Origin of the sequence: Amycolatopsis nigrescens CSC17Ta-90, assembly GCF_000384315.1 — a bacterium.
GTDB lineage: Bacteria > Actinomycetota > Actinomycetes > Mycobacteriales > Pseudonocardiaceae > Amycolatopsis > Amycolatopsis nigrescens.
Window position 1 is genome coordinate 1,945,635 of record NZ_ARVW01000001.1, and the last position, 16,124, is coordinate 1,961,758.

General features: G+C 69.9%; 15 protein-coding genes. 9 read left to right on the top strand and 6 right to left on the bottom strand.

Going from position 1 to position 16,124, the window contains the following annotated elements:
- Window position 1: 1 nt before the first annotated feature.
- Together AMYNI_RS0108795 and AMYNI_RS0108800 are read right to left on the bottom strand one after the other, a co-directional pair.
- Entirely contained in the window at window positions 2-1,258 is a 1,257-nt protein-coding gene (locus AMYNI_RS0108795; RefSeq protein WP_020667634.1) for a sensor histidine kinase, read from the bottom strand.
- 17 nt (window positions 1,259-1,275) lie between these two features.
- Window positions 1,276-2,451, bottom strand: a complete 1,176-nt coding sequence (locus AMYNI_RS0108800; RefSeq protein ID WP_211225474.1) for a glycoside hydrolase family 113 protein — start codon at window positions 2,449-2,451, stop codon at window positions 1,276-1,278.
- Window positions 2,452-2,595: 144 nt separating this feature from the next.
- Here AMYNI_RS0108800 and AMYNI_RS50490 point away from each other — a divergent pair, with 144 nt between their 5' ends.
- From AMYNI_RS50490 to AMYNI_RS0108815, 3 genes are read left to right on the top strand one after another with little or no spacing between them, the layout of a single operon-like run.
- Complete coding sequence (locus AMYNI_RS50490) at window positions 2,596-3,258, top strand: TetR/AcrR family transcriptional regulator (RefSeq protein WP_020667636.1); 663 nt, start codon at window positions 2,596-2,598, stop codon at window positions 3,256-3,258.
- The gene (locus tag AMYNI_RS0108810) at window positions 3,258-4,217 is read left to right on the top strand and encodes an MBL fold metallo-hydrolase (protein ID WP_020667637.1); all 960 of its coding nucleotides are present in this window, start codon (window positions 3,258-3,260) and stop codon (window positions 4,215-4,217) included. The genes AMYNI_RS50490 and AMYNI_RS0108810 overlap by 1 nt, the downstream gene beginning before the upstream one ends.
- 43 nt (window positions 4,218-4,260) lie before the next feature.
- Window positions 4,261-6,999, top strand: coding sequence for a helix-turn-helix transcriptional regulator (locus tag AMYNI_RS0108815; RefSeq protein WP_020667638.1), 2,739 nt, complete (start codon window positions 4,261-4,263; stop codon window positions 6,997-6,999).
- A 70-nt stretch (window positions 7,000-7,069) separates the two neighbouring features.
- Here the strand turns inward: AMYNI_RS0108815 and AMYNI_RS0108820 are convergent, their stop codons facing one another.
- Both AMYNI_RS0108820 and AMYNI_RS0108825 read right to left on the bottom strand, forming a co-directional pair.
- Entirely contained in the window at window positions 7,070-7,414 is a 345-nt protein-coding gene (locus AMYNI_RS0108820; protein WP_020667639.1) for a DUF1330 domain-containing protein, read from the bottom strand.
- A gap of 42 nt (window positions 7,415-7,456) precedes the next feature.
- Window positions 7,457-7,825 (bottom strand): nuclear transport factor 2 family protein, encoded by a 369-nt coding sequence (locus AMYNI_RS0108825; RefSeq protein WP_020667640.1) that lies wholly within the window; start codon window positions 7,823-7,825, stop codon window positions 7,457-7,459.
- Window positions 7,826-7,964: 139 nt separating this feature from the next.
- Here AMYNI_RS0108825 and AMYNI_RS0108830 point away from each other — a divergent pair, with 139 nt between their 5' ends.
- Window positions 7,965-9,269, top strand: coding sequence for an aspartate aminotransferase family protein (locus AMYNI_RS0108830; RefSeq protein ID WP_020667641.1), 1,305 nt, complete (start codon window positions 7,965-7,967; stop codon window positions 9,267-9,269).
- Window positions 9,270-9,474: 205 nt separating this feature from the next.
- On the opposite strand, the gene AMYNI_RS0108835 is transcribed toward AMYNI_RS0108830, so the two are convergent.
- Together AMYNI_RS0108835 and ligA are read right to left on the bottom strand one after the other, a co-directional pair.
- Window positions 9,475-9,687: a hypothetical protein gene (locus AMYNI_RS0108835; protein ID WP_026360209.1), complete on the bottom strand. Its 213-nt coding sequence runs from the start codon at window positions 9,685-9,687 to the stop codon at window positions 9,475-9,477.
- A 50-nt stretch (window positions 9,688-9,737) separates the two neighbouring features.
- Window positions 9,738-11,729: an NAD-dependent DNA ligase LigA gene (gene ligA / locus AMYNI_RS0108840; protein WP_020667643.1), complete on the bottom strand. Its 1,992-nt coding sequence runs from the start codon at window positions 11,727-11,729 to the stop codon at window positions 9,738-9,740.
- Window positions 11,730-11,953: 224 nt separating this feature from the next.
- Between ligA and vanH the strand changes: the two genes are divergently transcribed.
- From vanH to AMYNI_RS0108865, 5 genes are read left to right on the top strand one after another with little or no spacing between them, the layout of a single operon-like run.
- Window positions 11,954-12,910: a D-lactate dehydrogenase VanH gene (gene vanH, locus AMYNI_RS0108845; RefSeq protein ID WP_425387939.1), complete on the top strand. Its 957-nt coding sequence runs from the start codon at window positions 11,954-11,956 to the stop codon at window positions 12,908-12,910.
- Window positions 12,907-13,941 carry a D-alanine--(R)-lactate ligase gene (gene vanA / locus AMYNI_RS0108850; RefSeq protein ID WP_026360211.1) on the top strand — a complete coding sequence of 345 codons (1,035 nt, stop codon included), beginning with the start codon at window positions 12,907-12,909 and terminating at the stop codon, window positions 13,939-13,941. The genes vanH and vanA overlap by 4 nt, the downstream gene beginning before the upstream one ends.
- On the top strand, window positions 13,938-14,564 hold the full coding sequence (gene vanX / locus AMYNI_RS0108855; RefSeq protein WP_020667646.1) for a D-Ala-D-Ala dipeptidase VanX: 627 nt from the start codon (window positions 13,938-13,940) through the stop codon (window positions 14,562-14,564). Before vanA ends, vanX begins: the two co-directional genes overlap by 4 nt.
- On the top strand, window positions 14,557-15,018 hold the full coding sequence (locus AMYNI_RS0108860) for a GNAT family N-acetyltransferase (protein WP_020667647.1): 462 nt from the start codon (window positions 14,557-14,559) through the stop codon (window positions 15,016-15,018). Before vanX ends, AMYNI_RS0108860 begins: the two co-directional genes overlap by 8 nt.
- Window positions 15,015-16,121 carry a UDP-N-acetylglucosamine--N-acetylmuramyl-(pentapeptide) pyrophosphoryl-undecaprenol N-acetylglucosamine transferase gene (locus tag AMYNI_RS0108865; RefSeq protein WP_020667648.1) on the top strand — a complete coding sequence of 369 codons (1,107 nt, stop codon included), beginning with the start codon at window positions 15,015-15,017 and terminating at the stop codon, window positions 16,119-16,121. The genes AMYNI_RS0108860 and AMYNI_RS0108865 overlap by 4 nt, the downstream gene beginning before the upstream one ends.
- The last annotated feature ends 3 nt before the right edge of the window (window positions 16,122-16,124 follow it).

The following is a 16,124-nucleotide window of genomic DNA, read 5'->3' on the forward strand; positions in this document are numbered from 1 at the left end:
CTCACCTCGCGTTCGGGGGCCAGGGTAACCGGGCCCGCAACGTGAACCGGCCGTCGCGGCCGTGGTGGGAGAGCACGCCGCCGTCCAGCTGCACCCGCTCGCCGAGGCCGGTCAGGCCGGCACCGGCGCCGGGAATCTCGGGCGACGTCCGGTCCGCGGGCAGCGGGTTGCCGACCTCGACGGTCAGCTGCCCACCCGGCTCACCGGTCAGCAGCACGGTGGTCGCCGCACCGGGGGCGTGTTTGCGGGCGTTGGTCAGTCCTTCCTGGACCACCCGGTAGACGGTGCGCTGTGCCTGCGGGCGCAAGGCATCCGCCGCGTCGCCGGCGAGTTCGTCGCGGAGGTCGACCGGTTGCCCGGCCGCCCGCGCCTCGTCGACAAGGCCGGGGAGGTCGGCCAGCCGCGGCTGCGGCGGGCCGGCGGCCTCGGTCTCGTCGTCATCGCGCAGGACTCGCAGCACATCGCGCAGCTCGTCCAGTGCCTGGTGGGCGTTGACGTTGATGATCCGCGCGCTCTCGGCCACCTCGGCGCCGCTCAACTCGGGCCCTGCGCTGGCGGCGGACTGCCTGCTCCGGTAGGCCAGCGCCCCGGCGTGCACGGACACCAGCGAAATGCGGTGCGCCAGCACGTCGTGCATCTCGCGGGCGATGGCCTCCCGCTCGGTGCGCCGGGTCGCCGCCAGCCGCCGCGCGTGCTCGACCCGTTCCAGCCTGGCGTCCTTTCGCAGCCGGTGCACCAGTTCCCGGCGGGCTCGAAGTGCGCTGCCCCAGGCGAAGAACACCAGGTGGTACGCGAAGATCATGGTCAGCTGCGTGCCAAGCTCCTCGCTGGGGATCGCCACCAGCACCATGTTCAGCGCCGACGCCGCCACGAGAAGCCCCAGCACTGGCAGCGAACGCCGCCACGGGACCCGCAGCGCCAGGTTCAGCGTGATCACCATGCCGGCGCCGAACGAGCCGGCGGACATCGCCATCGCCGGCACCGCGAGCAACGCCACCACCAGCGGACAGCGCCGCCGCCACCACAACGACAGGCAGGCCAGCACGCCAAGCGGAAGGTCCAGGGCGGCCACCCACAACGGCGGCCGGTCGTACTGCTGGGCGAGGCCGTAGGCCACCAGCCCGAGCAGCACCGCGCCGGCGAAGACGAGCACGTCGGTCACCCAGTCCCGCACGGTGCGCCGCGGCGGTCCCCCGTCCACGGCCATCTCGCCGGGCAGGAAGGACCGCAGTGCCGGAGTAGCGCCTTCGCCAGGCATACCGCCAGCGTATGAGCTCAGCGCCGGGCCCGTTCGTACGCCTTGGCCAGCGCGTGGAACGCCTGCTTCGGCTCCCAGTGCCAGTCCGACGCCGGGTCGTCCGGCCGGTCCTTGATCGGCTTGACGATGCTGTAGCTGGCCATGTCGACGTCGTAGCGCGGCTCGTCGCGCCGGTGCTGGGCGTCCGGGGTGACGAACTCGAACGCCATCGCCGCGTACAGGCCCATCGACTCGAAGGCGTCGAGCAGTTCGAGGAGGTACTCGGCCTGGGTCCGCTCGCTGCGGACCAGGTCGCCGATGATCTCTTCCGGCACCTTGTCGTGGTCCACGACGTTCCAGCCCATACCGGCCGTGTCCGGCGCACCGGCATAGGCGCAGGTACCGAATTCGCAGATCGCCAGCGGCTTGCCCCAGCGCAGATACTTCCGCAGCTCCCGGACGTAGTCGGCCCGGCGCGGGAGGTGGGAGTAGTAGTCGATGCCGACGATGTCGAACAGGTTCCAGTCGACGTTCTCGATCGTCTCGTCCTGCGCCGCGGCGTAGCTCAGCCGGCCGTGGAACACCGACCTGCCGACCGCCGCGGCCCGCCCGGTGAACTCGCGCAGCCGCTGGGTCATCAGCTCCCAGTCGAAGTTGCCCTTCGCCACGTTCTCGGCCCGCTCCCGGCCGTTCGCCCCTGGCACGATGCCCGGCACGAACAGCCAGAACTCGCAGCCAACGCTGAAGTCGACGTCGGCGCCTTGACGCCGCAGCCGTTCGGCGTGCCGGCCGGTTTCCGCCAGGTGATCGAGGATCTCCTGTTCCGAATGGTCCCCGAGGGTGGGCTGGAGCCAGACGTGCAGCCCGCGCTCGGCCGCCTCCGACGACGTGGACCTGAGCCGTTCGACCCCGTCCCCGGTGACCTCGATCGAATCGGCGTGCAGCTCCTCGGCGATCACCCGGATGTCCTCGCGCATCCTGGCGGTGCTCCACCTCGTCCCCGGTGTCTCCCCGGCACCGACCGTGTAGCAGACCCCCCGGTGCTTCAGCCCGCGTCGCGCTCCCGCCGCGGCGTTCGCGGCGGGAGCCGGCGCCACCAGCGACCCGGTGGCCGCCGCGACCCCCACCGCGGCGGCTCCGGCCAGAAATCGCTTCCGGCTGATCCCCTCGTTGCGCACCATGCCCTCCTCGCCCTCCCTAGCTGTCCGGTTCACGGTCGCGACGTTCGCCTTCCACGACCTGCCCACAGCGTGCCCAGCGGCGGTACCCCGGGTCTTCAGCCGTTCGTCTATGCCGGTGCGACCAACGGCCATTTCGCACCGGTTGACAAATTTAATGAGCGCCAATTAAATATTGGCATGGACCAGACGTCACGGCAACCGGCGGGCAGGCGACGGGGCCGTCCGCCGAAGAGCGACGGGCCCGCCACCCGGGAGCTGCTGTTGGACGCGGCGTTGGAGTTGTTCGCGCGTCAGGGTTTCGCGGCCACCACGGTCCGCCAGATCGCCGCCGAGGTCGGCGTGCGCGACGCCGCGATCTACGGCCATTTCGCCGGCAAGCAGGCGATCTACGACGCGCTGTTCGCCGAAGCCGGCCCGGCGTCCTTCGAGTTCCTGCACATCGACGTCGACGCGCTGGTGGCGACCGGGCCGCGAAAAGCGGTGCCGGAGCTGGTGGCGCGCGTGATGACGGGCTGGTCCAGCCCGCGCACCAGGCGGTTCACCAGCGTGCTCCTGCGCGAAGGCAGCGGGACCGGCGGGCTGAGCGGGCTGGCGGCCGCGATCGAGACCGCCAGGGACCAGCTCCAGGCGCCGTTCCGGAGCTGGCAGCGGGCCGGGCTGGTGCGCGCCGACCTGGCGGCCCGGCAACTGGTCTGGGAGCTGTTCGCCCCGCTCCAGGTGCCCCGAATGCTGCACCTGCACGCCGAAGCCACCGAAGACGATCTCGCCGCCGCGCGGCGGCTGGTCGACGACCACGTGAAGTTCTTCCTGAACTGCGTCCTCACCGAAAGGAGCAGGTGATGCACGGACACCTCCCGGTCATCCACGAAATGAGCCAGCGCCCGCCGGGGTTCGTCGCACCGAACCTCAGCCCGGCCGGTCTCCGGTTGCTGCCGCGGGAACTGGGCGACGGGGTGCATGCCTTGATGGCCAACGAAATGCCCAAGGACAACAACGGCCTCATCGTCGGCGAAAAGGCGGCGCTGGTCGTCGACTCCGGGGTCAGCCCGGACATCGGCAGGCACCTCCAGGAGGTCGCCGCGGATCTGACCGGCAAACCGATCCGGTACCTGGTCAACACGACCTACCACGGCGACCACACCTTCGGTAACACCGCGTTCGGCGAGGACGTCACGGTGTTCTCCTCGCGGATCAACAAGGCGGCGATGACCGATCTGGCCGCGGAGAAGCGGCTGCGCGCGGAAAGCATGTACGGCGACGACTCCCTGGATCGGGTGCTCACCTGGCGCGCGCCGGACGTCGTGTTCGACCGGTTCTGCGAGATCGACCTCGGCGGCCGCGTCGTGCAGCTGTGGCATCTGGGCCCCGGCAACGGTTCCGGCGACACCCTGGTGCACGTACCGGACGCCAAGGTGACCTTCACCGGCAACTTCGCCATGCCCGCCGGGGTGACCCCGATGATGCTGATCGGCGACCCGCTCGGCTACGCGCGCAGCCTAAGGACCATGCAGGCGATGCTCCCCGCGGACACCCTCGTGCCGGGACACGGCTTCCTCGGTCCGGCAGAGCCGGGCGTCTCGGTGTGGATCTCCTACCTCGAACACCTGGCCGCCGCCGTGCACCGGGGCCTGTCCGACGGCGTCCCGGTGGAGGTGCTGTACGACGAGCTGCCCATGTGGGGAGTCGAACCGCCCGCCGCGGCGCCGGGGGAATTCCTCGCACTGGTGCGGTCGCTGCACCGGCTGAACATCCTGCTCACCTACCGCTGGCTGCGCGATGGGGCACCCCGGCTCCGGTAGCGATCAAGCCGCCTGGCGGAGCAGAACTGCCAGGATGGGGGTCATGGGCGAGGGGGAACTGCAGGGCAGAAAGTCCGAAGAGGACGCGATCGCCGAACTGCTGGCTGGTGCCCGTGCGGGCACCAGCTCGTCGCTGGTGCTGCGCGGCGAGCCGGGCATCGGCAAGACGGCGTTGCTGGACCACGCCGCCGCGACGGCCGGGGGCCTCCGGCTGGTCCGCGGCACCGGGGTCGAGTTCGAGGCGGAGCTGCCGTTCTCCGGGCTGCAGTTGCTGCTGCGCCCGGCGCTCGGTTCCCTCGCCGCGCTGCCCGGCCCGCAGCGCGAGGCGCTGGAGGCGGCGTTCGGGCTCGGGCCGGCGGCCGGGTCCGAGCCGATGCTGGTCGGGCTGGCGGCGCTGTCCCTGCTTGCGGAGCACGCGGACGAGACGGGCCTGCTGTGCCTCGTCGACGACGCGCAGTGGCTCGACCGGGCGTCGCGGGACGCGCTCCTGTTCGCCGCCCGGCGCCTGCACGCCGAGGGGGTGGTGATGATCTTCGCCGCCCGGGACGGTGAGGGTTCCTTCCCCGCTCCCGGTCTGCCGGAGTCGCGCCTCTCCGGGCTCGCGCCGGAGGCGGCCGCGGCCCTGCTCGACCGGCAGCCGCTCGCCCCCGCTGTGCGCTACCGCCTGCTCGCCGAGGCCGGCGGCAACCCGCTGGCCCTGCTGGAACTGCCGGTCGCGCTGGCCGCCGAAAGCGGCAGCGCGTTCTCGCCGGGCGCGCTCCCGCTCACCGGCCGACTGCAACTGGCCTTCCACGGCCAGGTCAGCCGGCTGCCGGCGGCCTGCCAGAGCCTGCTGCTGGTGGCAGCGGCCGACGAGACCGGCGAACTCGCGGTGATCCTGCCCGCCGCCGCCGAACTTGGCGCGGGTGTCGAGGACCTGTCCCCCGCCGAGCAGGCCGGCCTGGTGCTCCGCGGCGACGCCGACGGCACCACGATCCGCTTCCGCCATCCGCTGCTCCGCGCCGCCGTCTACCAGCGGGCGCCGCTCGGGCAGCGCCTCGCCGTGCACCGCGCGCTCGCCGCCACCCTCGGCTCGCCCGAGCACGCCGACCGCCGCGCCTGGCATCTGGCGGCCGCCGCCACCGGGGCCGACGAAGACGCCGCCGCCGCGCTGGAGCGCACCGCCGCCCGCGCCCGCGAACGCAGTGGTCACGAGGCCGCCGCGGCGGCCTACGAACGGGCCGCCCGGCTGAGCGTCGAACCCGACACCAGGGCGCACCGCGAGGCACTGGCGGCAGAGGCCGCGTTGGAGGCTGGCGACCTGGAACGCGCCAAAGCCCTCGGCGGCCGTGCGACCCGGCGGCTGGCCGAGGACCCGGCGGTGAGCGCGCGAATCGCGCAGGTGCGGGCGCTCGCGGACTTCTGGCAGGGCTCCTACCCCGCCGCCCACCGGTCGCTGCTCGACGGCGCCGGGCTGATCAGCGACACCGATCCCGGCCAGGCCGCCGTGCTGCTGATCCAGGCCGTGCACACCTCGTGGTACCTGGGGGAACGCCAGCTCGCGGCGACACTCGACCGGCTGGCCGCGCTGCCGCTGGCCGACGCGGATCCGCTCGCGCCGGTGGGGCCCTACCTGGCCCACCTCGACCGGGGTCTGGCCGAACAACCGCCGCCGCTGGGCGAAACCCTCGCGGCGGTGCGGCGGCGGGGCCGGGTGCCCGACCAGGTGTCGCTGATCCTCTGCGGAGTGGCACTCGCGCTGGGCCAGGACGCCGACGCCTACGAGCTGGCGACCGCGCTCGCCGCCGAACACCGTGCCAGGGGCGGCGCCGGCCGGCTGCCGACGGTGTTGTTCTTCATGGCCGAGGGCGAGGTGTTCACCGGGCGGCATCTGGACGCCATCGGCACCGCGACCGAGGCGCTGGGACTCGCCCGCGACACCGGCCAGCGGCAGTGGGTCAGCCAGTTCAGCAGCGTGCTCGCCTACCTCGACGCGGCCACCGGAGCGGAGGCGGACTGCCGGCGCCACGCCGAAGTAGGGCTGGCGGGGGCCACCGCCGGGGCCATCTCCCCCGGCGCGCCGTGGGCGCACTGGTCGCTCGGGCTGCTGGACCTCGGTCTCGGCCGGGCTGAAGCGGCGCTGGCCCGCTTCGAGCGCCTGACCCGCGAGCCGCTGCGCCATCACATCTGCGCCACCCGTTCCACGCCCGACCTGGTGGAGGCGGCGGTGCGGGTGGGCGCGCCGGAACGCGCCGCCGAGCCGCTGGCGCGCTTCGAGCGGTGGGCCGGGTCGGTCCGGCAGCCGTGGGCGGACGCGCTCGTGCTGCGCTGCCGCGGGCTGCTCGCCACCGACGACCAGGCCGAGGCGCACTACACGGCGGCCCTCGAACTGCACGACGGAGACGTCCGCGCGCTGGAGTACGCCAGGACCGCGCTGCTCTACGGCGAGTGGCTGCGCAGGGCCAGGCGGAAGGCCGAGGCGCGCGGGTGGCTGCACGACGCGCTGGAGGTCTTCGACCGGCTCGGCATGCGGCCGTGGGCCGAACGCACCCGCGGCGAGCTGACCGCGACCGGCGCCAAGGACCAGGGCCCCAGACCCGCCGAAGGCGTGGCCGCCGGCCTCACCCCGCAGGAGCTGCAGATCGCCAGGCTCGCCGCGCGGGGACTGTCCAATCGCGACATCGCCGCGCAGCTCTTCCTCAGCCACCGCACGGTCGGCTACCACCTCTACAAGGCCTACCCCAAACTCGGCGTCGCCTCCCGCGGCGAGCTCAAGGATTTCGCCGACCGACTCGGCCTGTGACAACGCGCAAATAGCCGGCTTTTTGCCCCTTCGAGTCAGGGCAAAAAGCCGGCTATTTGCCGGTTGGGGGTCAGACGGCCAGTGCGGCTCGGATGGCTCGGGCGGTGGAAGCCGGGTCGTAGTCCTCGGGGACGCCGCCGACCAGGATGATGTCGCCTTCGATGTGCCGCGAGCGCAGCGGCGCGATCTCCTGGTACGCGGGCGAATCCCACCAGGCCCGCGCTTCGGCGAGGCCGGGGAAGCCGATCATCACGATGCCCCCGTCCCAGCTGCCTTCCTTCACTTCGTGCGGCGTGACGTGCACGAGAAAGCGACCGCCGTACGGCTCGAAGGTGCCGGGGATGCGCTCGATGTACTCGGCGATCTCCTCGTGCGGCGGGGCGTCCTGCAGGGTGGCGATGACGTAGGCGGTCATGGTTTCTCCTCTGTTCCGAGGTGAGCGGGGTGAGCGGGGTGTTCAGGCTCCGGCCGGCACCTTGTCGAGGAAGCCGAGCACCTGGCTGATCCGGCCGTCGTCCCCGATCACCGCGACGTCGAAGCCGATGACGACCGGCTCGGCGCCCTCGGGCCCCAGGTGCCAGGTGAACCGCGCGATGTCGTGGTGGGCGTCCACCGCGCCGCCGAGGCTGAACACCAGCCCGCCGAACTGTCCCTGTACCGCCGCGATGGCGGCGTCGAGCCCGTCCCTGCCCTGGACGGAGACCAGCGGGTCGGTGTACACCGCGTCCTCGGCGAAGACCTCCGCCAGCACGGCCCGGCGCGCGGCGGCGTCGGTCTCGTTCCACGCGGCGAGGTAGCGCTGGACCAGCTCGTTCATGTCGCTCATGGCTTTCTCCTCAGTGCTCGTGCTCTCTGGTGATCACCAAGTTAGGCAGCCGGGAGCGACGGGGAATCTGACGTGCTTAGGTACTTCCGCCCACGTAGTTTTGACCTGGATCAATAGGTCGAAACGAGCGGGAGCAGCGATGGACGATCCGAGCTTCTGGCGGCACGCCACCGATCACCTGGTCAGGTACGGCGGCACCTTCACGCCGCGCATCATCGAACGCGCCGCCGGCTGCCACGTGTACGACGCCGACGGGAAAGCGATCCTGGACTTCACCTCCGGGCAGATGAGCGCGCTGCTCGGGCACTCGCATCCCGACGTCGTCCGGGCGGTCAGCGAAGCCGCGGCGACCCTGAGCCACCTCTACTCCGGCATGTTGAGCCGGCCCGTGGTCGAACTCGCCCGGCGGCTCGCCGGCTCCCTTCCGGAACCGCTGAGCCGCATGCTGCTGCTGAGCACGGGCGCGGAGTCCAACGAAGCCGCGATCAAGATGGCCAAGCTGTACACCGGCGGCTACGAAATCGTCGCCTTCGACCGCTCGTGGCACGGGATGACCTCCGGCGCGGCGGCCGCCACCTTCTCGGCCGGACGTCGCGGCTACGGTCCCCCGGTGCCGGGCAACCTCACCCTGCCGACGCCGGACGCCTACCGTTCACCGTTCCGGCACGCGGACGGTTCCTACGACTGGGAAACCGAGCTGGACTACGGATTCCGGCTCGTGGACCAGCAGTCCTCGGGCAGCCTCGCGGCCTGCCTCGTCGAGCCGATCCTGTCCTCCGGCGGCATCATCGAGCTGCCGGAGGGCTATCTCGCCATGCTGAAGGAGTACTGCGCGGCGCGCGGGATGCTGCTGATCGTCGACGAGGCGCAGACCGGCTTGGGGCGCACCGGAACCATGTACGCGTTCGAACGCGATGGCGTCGTCCCGGACCTGCTCACGCTGTCGAAGACGCTCGGCGCCGGGCTGCCCGTCGCCGCGGTGCTGACCTCGGCGGAGATCGAGCAGACCTGCCACGACCGGGGTTTTCTCTTCTTCACCACCCATGTCTCGGACCCGCTTGCGGCTTCCGTGGCGCTGACCGTGCTGGACGTCCTGGAGCGGGACGCGCTGGTGGACAGGGCGCAGGTGCTCGGCAAGGAGCTGACCGAGCGCCTGGTGGAGCTGCGTGAGCGCTTCGAGGTGGTCGGCGATGTGCGCGGGCGCGGCCTGCTCCAGGGGATCGAGCTGGTGGCGGACAAGAAAAGCAAGGCACCGGCGGACGGTCTCGGCGCGGCGGTGACCGCCGCGTGCCTGGAACGGGGGCTGCACCTGAACATCGTGCAGCTGCCCGGCATGGGCGGGATCTTCCGGCTGGCTCCGCCGCTGACGATCGAGCCGGCGGACCTCCATGCCGGAGTGGACATCTTCGAAGCGGCACTGCTCGACGTAGTGTCCTCGACCTGACCCTCGTATGCCCTAACCCATTAGGTCCATCCAAAGGCGAACACGTCAGGTTTGCACGGCAAAGCTCGCTCGTTACATGCCGCGAGCCTCGCGGATCCGTTCTTCCGTCCAGTATTCGTCCTGTCGCCGCCGTTCCTCAGGATCGGACGGAAGGTGGTGTACGACCGCCTTCTCCAGGTCTTCGCGGGAGGGAACCGGTTCCTGGTCACCTTCGTGATCCTGTGGCCATGTTCCCGGATTGTCCGACATCCGTGGTCTCACCTCCGCACACTCCGGCACTGCGCCAATCGGCGAAGTCTTGCACCTGCACGGCCTCCAGGATCGGCCTGGCGAACTGTTCGTTGAACGCGTCCGCGACCGCGCGGATGCCGGCGCTGATGATGAGCTGCGCGACCTCGGTCGGGCGCAGCCGCAGCACTACCGAAGCGGCGAACAGCTGGAGCCCTGCAGAACAGCCTGCCCGCGGCACTAGACGACGCCGGCCTCGATCAACTGTGGCCAGATCACGCTCTGGTCGACGACCTCGACGCCGAACTTCTCGGCCTTGGTGAGCTTGCTCGCCCCGACCTCGGCGCCGGTGATGAGCAGGTCGGTGCTCGCCGAGACCGAGGACGCGATGGTGGCGCCCGCCTTTTCGCACAACCGCTGGAAGGTCGGGCGGGCGACCTTCTCCCCGGAGCGCGGATCGTTGATCGCGCCGGTGACCACCACCGTCTTGCCGGCCAGTGGCGCGCCGGCCGCGACGACCGGCGGGAGGTCCTCCTCGCGCACATCCAGGGAGACCCCGCGCGCTCGCAGCCGCTCGAGTTCGGGCCGCAGCCGGGTGAGGTGCTCGATCAGCGAGGCGGCGACCTTCGGCCCGATGTCCTCCACCGCCACCAGCCCGTCGACCCCGGCTTCGGCGACCTCCTCCAGCGAGCCGAAACCCGCGCGGCACAGCCGGGCGGCGGTGCCCTCGGAGGCCATCGGGATCGCCAGCCCGATCAGCGCGCGGCGCAGCCCGACCTGGCGGCTGTTGTCGATCGACTCGATCATGCGCGCGGCCGAGACCTCGCCGATGCGGTCGAACTCCAGCAACTTCTCCTCGGTCAGCCGGTAGAAGTCCGAGGGGTGCTCCAATATGCCCGCCTCGGCCAGCCGTTCGATCCACACCCCGCCGATGGCCTCGATGTCCGCGGCCGCCCGCGACGCCCAGTGGATCAGCCGCCGCACCGTCTGGGCCGGGCAGGCGACGTTGGTGCAGAACAGTTCGCGGCTGTTGCCCTGCTCGGTCAACGGCTGCTCGCACGAAGGGCAGGTGGTGGGCGGCACGATCTCCCGCTCCGCGCCGGTGCGCTTCGAGGCGTCGAGCACGCCGGCCACGAACGGGATCACGTCGCCGGCCCGGCGCACCAGCACCGTGTCGCCGATCCTGATGCCGCGGGCGCGGATCACCTCCTGGTTGGCCAGCGTCGCGCGGGTGACCGTGGTCCCGCCCACGAACACCGGCTCCAGCCAGGCGACCGGGGCGATCTTGCCGGTCTTGCCGACGTCCCAGACCACATCGGCGAGCACCGTGGTCTTCTCCTCCGCGGCGAACTTGTACGCCAGGGCACCGCGGGGCGAACTGGAGCGGGTGCCGGCCGCGGCGTAGGCGTCCCGGTCGGCCAGCCGCAGCACGGCACCGTCCAGGTCGTAGTCCAGGTCGTTGCGCTGCCGCTCGATCTCCGCGATCACGGCCTGCGCCGCGGCCGCGTCCGCGCAGTGCCGCATGTCGGCGACGGTGAACCCGATCGTGCGCAGCGCGCGCTCCAGGTCGGTCTCCGCGCCTTCGGGGTCGATGTCCAGGTCGAAGGCGAAGAACCGCAGGCGGCGACCGGCGACGGTGGCCGGGTCCTTGGCCCGCAGGGTGCCCGCGGCGGCGTTGCGCGGGTTGATCAGCGGCTTGTCCGGATGCTCGGTGTTGTAGGCGGCGAAGGTGGAGCGCAGCATGACCGCCTCGCCGCGCACCTCGACCCGGCCCGCCGCGCCGACCCGCTCCGGGATCCCGTCGGCAAGTACCCGCACCAGCATGGTCACGTCGTCGCCGGTCGTCCCGTCCCCGCGGGTGATCGCCCGCGCCAGCCGCCCGTCCTCGTAGACCAGTGCCAGCGACAGCCCGTCCAGCTTCGGCATCACCACCACCGGCTGGCCGGGAAAGCGCTCGAAGAACGCCTCCACCTGCTCGGGCCTGGTGGCTTTGTCCAGCGACAGCATCGGCCGCGAGTGCCGGATCGGCGCGTGCAGCACCGCGGGTGCACCCACCTGCTCCAGCGGGTTCGGGTCCGGTGCCAGCTCCGGGTTCGCCTCGATCAGGCCCCGCAGCTCGTCTTCGATCGCGTCGTACTCGGCGTCCGCCACCGTCGGCGAACCCCGGTAGTAGGCGTCGCGCAGCACTACGACCTGGTCAGCGAGTTCCTGGATGCGCTCCCGTGCGTTCACGGCAGCTGACGTTACCCGCGCTCACCGACAAACCGGTGCACCCGCGCGCTCTCGCATATTACCGGCCGGTAACATATCGTCGGCATATCGAAAACCGGATACGTGCTGGCAACACCGCACTCCCTTGACTGGGCGGCATGACCTACCGCGAACCAGCACGAACGGCGGCCCGCCGCGCCCGATCGCTGGCGCCATGGTCCTACTCGGCCGCCCCGGGAACGGGAATCACGATCTATGGATGCGGACCGGACGAGGCCGCCTTGTTCCGGGAGATGGCGCCTCGCTTCGGCGTCAGGCCGACCATCACGGAGGCAGCGGTATCCGAAGCCAATATCGAGCTGGCATCCGGAAATCGATGCATCAGCGTTGGTCATAAAACTCGGCTCACAGATAACATCCTTCTTGCCCTCGGCCAGGCAGGCGTAACGTATATCTCCACCAGAAGCATTGGCTACAACCACATCAATGTGGAGTACGCGGAAAGTATCGGCATCTCCGTCGAGAACGTCGCCTACTCACCCGACAGCGTGGCCGACTACACGCTGATGCTGATGTTGATGGCGGTGCGAAATGCCCGATCCATTGTCAGGCGCGCGGCCGTTCACGACTACAGGCTGACCGACGCGCCGGGAAAAGAACTGCGCGACCTGACTGTCGGGATAGTTGGCACCGGGCGCATTGGCGCGGCGGTCATGGACCGGCTGCGGGGCTTCGGCTGCCGCATACTGGCCCATGACACCCGCCCCGAAGCCGCCGCCGACTATGTTAGCCTCGATGAATTGTTGCAGCGGAGCGATATTGTCACGCTGCACACGCCACTCAACGCCGACACCCATCACCTCTTGAACCGTCAACGTATCGAGAAGATGAAGCGCAGCGCGTACATCGTCAATACCGGACGCGGTTCGCTCATCGACACCGAGGCCCTCGTGTCGGCACTGGAAAGCGGTGAACTGGGCGGCGCGGCGCTGGATGTACTCGAAGGAGAAGACGGAATATTCTACGCAGATTGCCGGAACAAACCCATCGAAAGCAGCCTGTTGCCGCGGTTGCAAGAACTGCCGAACGTGATCGTCAGCCCGCATACCGCCTATTACACGGACCACGCCCTGCGCGATGCTGTTGAAAACTCTATTGCCAACTGCCTGAACTTCGAAAGTAGAAAGCGGCACTGGATATGAAAATCGGAATTATATTCGGGGGCTGTTCCGAAGAACATCCCGTCTCCGTCAAGTCCGCACAAGAGGTCGCAAAGCACCTCGACCCCGACAAGTACGAGCCGTTCTGGATCGGGATTACGAAGAGCGGCGGCTGGCTGCTTTGCGACGGCCCTGACGGAGACTGGGAAAACGCCGCCGGTAGCCGTCCGGTCATGCTTTCGCCGGACCGGAACGTGCACGGATTGCTGGTCCTGGAGCAGGGACGATACGAAACGATCAGCCTGGACGTGGTGTTGCCCGTTCTGCACGGCAAGCTCGGCGAAGATGGTGCGACCCAAGGCTTGCTGGAGCACTCCGGCATCCCCTACGCGGGCTGCGACATCCAAAGTTCCGCCCTGTGCATGGACAAGTCCCTCGCTTACCTCGTCGTCGCCAACGCGGGAATCGCTACGCCGAATTTCTGGACCGTCACGGCGAACGAGAACATCGATCCCGACCAGCTCACCTATCCCGTCTTCGTGAAGCCGGCCCGTTCGGGGTCGTCCTTCGGCGTCAGCAAGGTGTCTCGCAAAGAAGAACTGCTCGATGCGGTGGAGACCGCGAGGCAGTACGACTCGAAGGTGCTGATCGAAGAGGCCGTCGTCGGCAGCGAGGTCGGCTGCGCCATCCTGGGGAACGAGCTGGACCTGATCGCGGGCGAGGTGGATCAGATCTCGTTATCTCACGGGTTCTTCAAGATCCACCAGGAGAGCAACCCGGAAAGCGGTTCCGAAAACTCGACGATAACCGTTCCCGCGGACATTCCAGCAGAGACCCGATCGCTCGTCCAGGAGACGGCGAAGGTCATCTACCGCGCCTTGGGGTGCCGGGGGCTGGCGCGGGTGGACATGTTCCTGAAGGAGGACGGCACGGTGGCCCTCAACGAGGTCAACACCTTTCCCGGCATGACCTCCTACAGCCGTTACCCGAGAATGATGACCGCCGCCGGCTTGCCGCCGGCCGAAGTGATCGACAGGATGGTGTCGTTGGCGTTGACCGGAAAATTCCAATGAACGACGATTTTGTCTTTGTCGACGAGCTGGTGCCCGGCATACGATGGGACGCCAAGTACGCCACCTGGGACAACTTCACCGGCAAACCCGTGGACGGCTACTTGGTAAATCGAGTTGTCGGCACGAGGACGTTGTGCGCAGCACTGGAAGCAGCGCGAGAAAAAGCCGCGTCCCTCGGCTTCGGCTTGCTCCTTTGGGATGGTTATCGCCCCCAACGCGCCGTGGACAGCTTTCTGCGCTGGTCGAAACAGCCGGAGGACGGCCAGACGAAGCTACGGCACTACCCCAACATCGACCGAGCCGAGATGTTCGAAAAAGGATATGTGGCAGCAAAGTCGGGCCACAGCCGGGGCAGCACCGTTGACCTGACGCTCTACCACTTGGCGACCGGCGAGCTCGCCCCCATGGGCGGCGACCACGACCTGATGGATCCGCTCTCACATCATGGCGCCAAGGGAATCACGCCAGTCGAAGCGAGTAACCGTCAGCACCTTAGCTACATCATGGAGGCCTGCGGTTTCAACCGGTACGACTGCGAGTGGTGGCATTACACGCTGAAAGACGAACCTTATCCGGACACCTATTTCGATTTTCCCATCACGAAGGTACTAATACATGCCTGAGATCCGTCCGGTACGTGCGGCCGACGCCCCGCGCCTCACCGGACTGCTGGCCCAGCTCGGGTACCCGAGCGAACTCGACGCGGTGACCAGCCGGCTGGCGGGCGTGCTGAATTCGGCCACCCAGCAGGTGCTGGTCTCCGTTTCGGCCGACGGCTCCCGCATCGACGGCTACCTAGGTGTCGAGCGGCGATTTCTGCTGGAAGAGGACGAACGCGTCGAGATCACCGGCCTGGTGGTCGATTCGGCGGCCCGCCGGTCCGGCCTCGGCCGCACTCTGGTGCAGGCCGGCGAACAGTGGGCAGTACAGCAGGGCCTGCACACGGTCGTGGTTCGTTCGAATGTCGTGCGCCCCGAATCCCACGCGTTCTATGCGGGAATCGGGTACCAGCGGACGACGACCTCGCATACCTACCGCAAGGAGGTCCGGGGCGTGTCCGGACCGGGGCAGGCGTGACGGCACCGCGCGTCGTGGTCGCCGGCGGCCATTCGGCCGGGCACATCGAGCCCACGATGAACTTCGCCGACGCGCTGCGCCGGCTGGAGCCAACCGCCGAGATCACCGCACTCGGCACCGTGCACGGCCTGGACACCACGCTCATCCCGGCCCGCGGCTACCCGCTCGAACTCGTCCCGCCGGTGCCGCTGCCGCGCGAACTGAACCGGGCCCTGCTGCAGACGCCGGGCAAGCTGCGCGACTCGGTGCTGGCGGCCGGGGCGGTGCTCGACCGCGTCCGGGCCGAGGTCGTGGTGGGCTTCGGCGGCTACGTGGCCGCGCCGGCCTACGTCGCCGCCCGCAGGCGTGGCCTGCCGATCGTCGTGCACGAGGCGAACGCCCGGCCCGGAGTGGCCAACCGGCTGGCGGCCCGGATGACCACGCACGTGTTCACCGCCTCGCCGGGTGTCCGGCTGGCGCACGCCACCGCCATCGGCATCCCGCTGCGGCCGGCGATCACCGGGCTCGACCGGCCCGCGCTGCGCGACGCCGCCCGGCAGCGGTTCGGCCTTCGATCCGACGGCCCAGTACTGATGGTGACCGGCGGTTCGCAGGGCGCCAAGGCGATCAACGCCGCGGTATCCGGCGCGGCCGCAGCGTTGCGGGCGGCCGGCGTGCAGGTACTGCACATCACCGGGCCGCAGCACGTGGTCGAGATGCCGGCCAGTAACCCCACCGACCCCGCCGACCCGCCCTACGTCGTCCTCCCCTACGTCGACGAGATGCAGTACGCCTACGCCGCGGCCGACTTCGCGATCTGCCGTTCGGGGGCGATGACGTGCGCCGAACTGGCCGCTGTCGGCCTGCCGGCCGCGTACGTCCCGCTGCCGCTGCGCGGCGGCGAGCAGCGGCTGAACGCCGAGCCGGTCGTCGCGGCCGGCGGGGCACTGCTCGTCGACAACGCCGGCCTCGACCCGGCCTGGATCGAGACCACCCTGATCCCGGTGCTCACCGATCACGGGCGGATCGCGGCGATGTCGGCCCGCGCGTCGGCGGCCGGTGCCCTTGACGCGGACGTCGTCCTGGCTCGGCACGTGCTCACCGTGGTCGCCGAGCGACGCTGATCG

Coding starts and splice junctions, on each gene's coding strand:
- AMYNI_RS0108795 (WP_020667634.1), bottom strand. CDS start 1,258: ATGCCTGGCGAAGGCGCTACTCCGGCACTGCGGTCCTTCCTGCCCGGC.
- AMYNI_RS50490 (WP_020667636.1), top strand. CDS start 2,596: ATGGACCAGACGTCACGGCAACCGGCGGGCAGGCGACGGGGCCGTCCG.
- AMYNI_RS0108810 (WP_020667637.1), top strand. CDS start 3,258: ATGCACGGACACCTCCCGGTCATCCACGAAATGAGCCAGCGCCCGCCG.
- AMYNI_RS0108815 (WP_020667638.1), top strand. CDS start 4,261: ATGGGCGAGGGGGAACTGCAGGGCAGAAAGTCCGAAGAGGACGCGATC.
- AMYNI_RS0108820 (WP_020667639.1), bottom strand. CDS start 7,414: ATGACCGCCTACGTCATCGCCACCCTGCAGGACGCCCCGCCGCACGAG.
- AMYNI_RS0108825 (WP_020667640.1), bottom strand. CDS start 7,825: ATGAGCGACATGAACGAGCTGGTCCAGCGCTACCTCGCCGCGTGGAAC.
- AMYNI_RS0108830 (WP_020667641.1), top strand. CDS start 7,965: ATGGACGATCCGAGCTTCTGGCGGCACGCCACCGATCACCTGGTCAGG.
- vanA (WP_026360211.1), top strand. CDS start 12,907: ATGAAAATCGGAATTATATTCGGGGGCTGTTCCGAAGAACATCCCGTC.
- vanX (WP_020667646.1), top strand. CDS start 13,938: ATGAACGACGATTTTGTCTTTGTCGACGAGCTGGTGCCCGGCATACGA.
- AMYNI_RS0108860 (WP_020667647.1), top strand. CDS start 14,557: ATGCCTGAGATCCGTCCGGTACGTGCGGCCGACGCCCCGCGCCTCACC.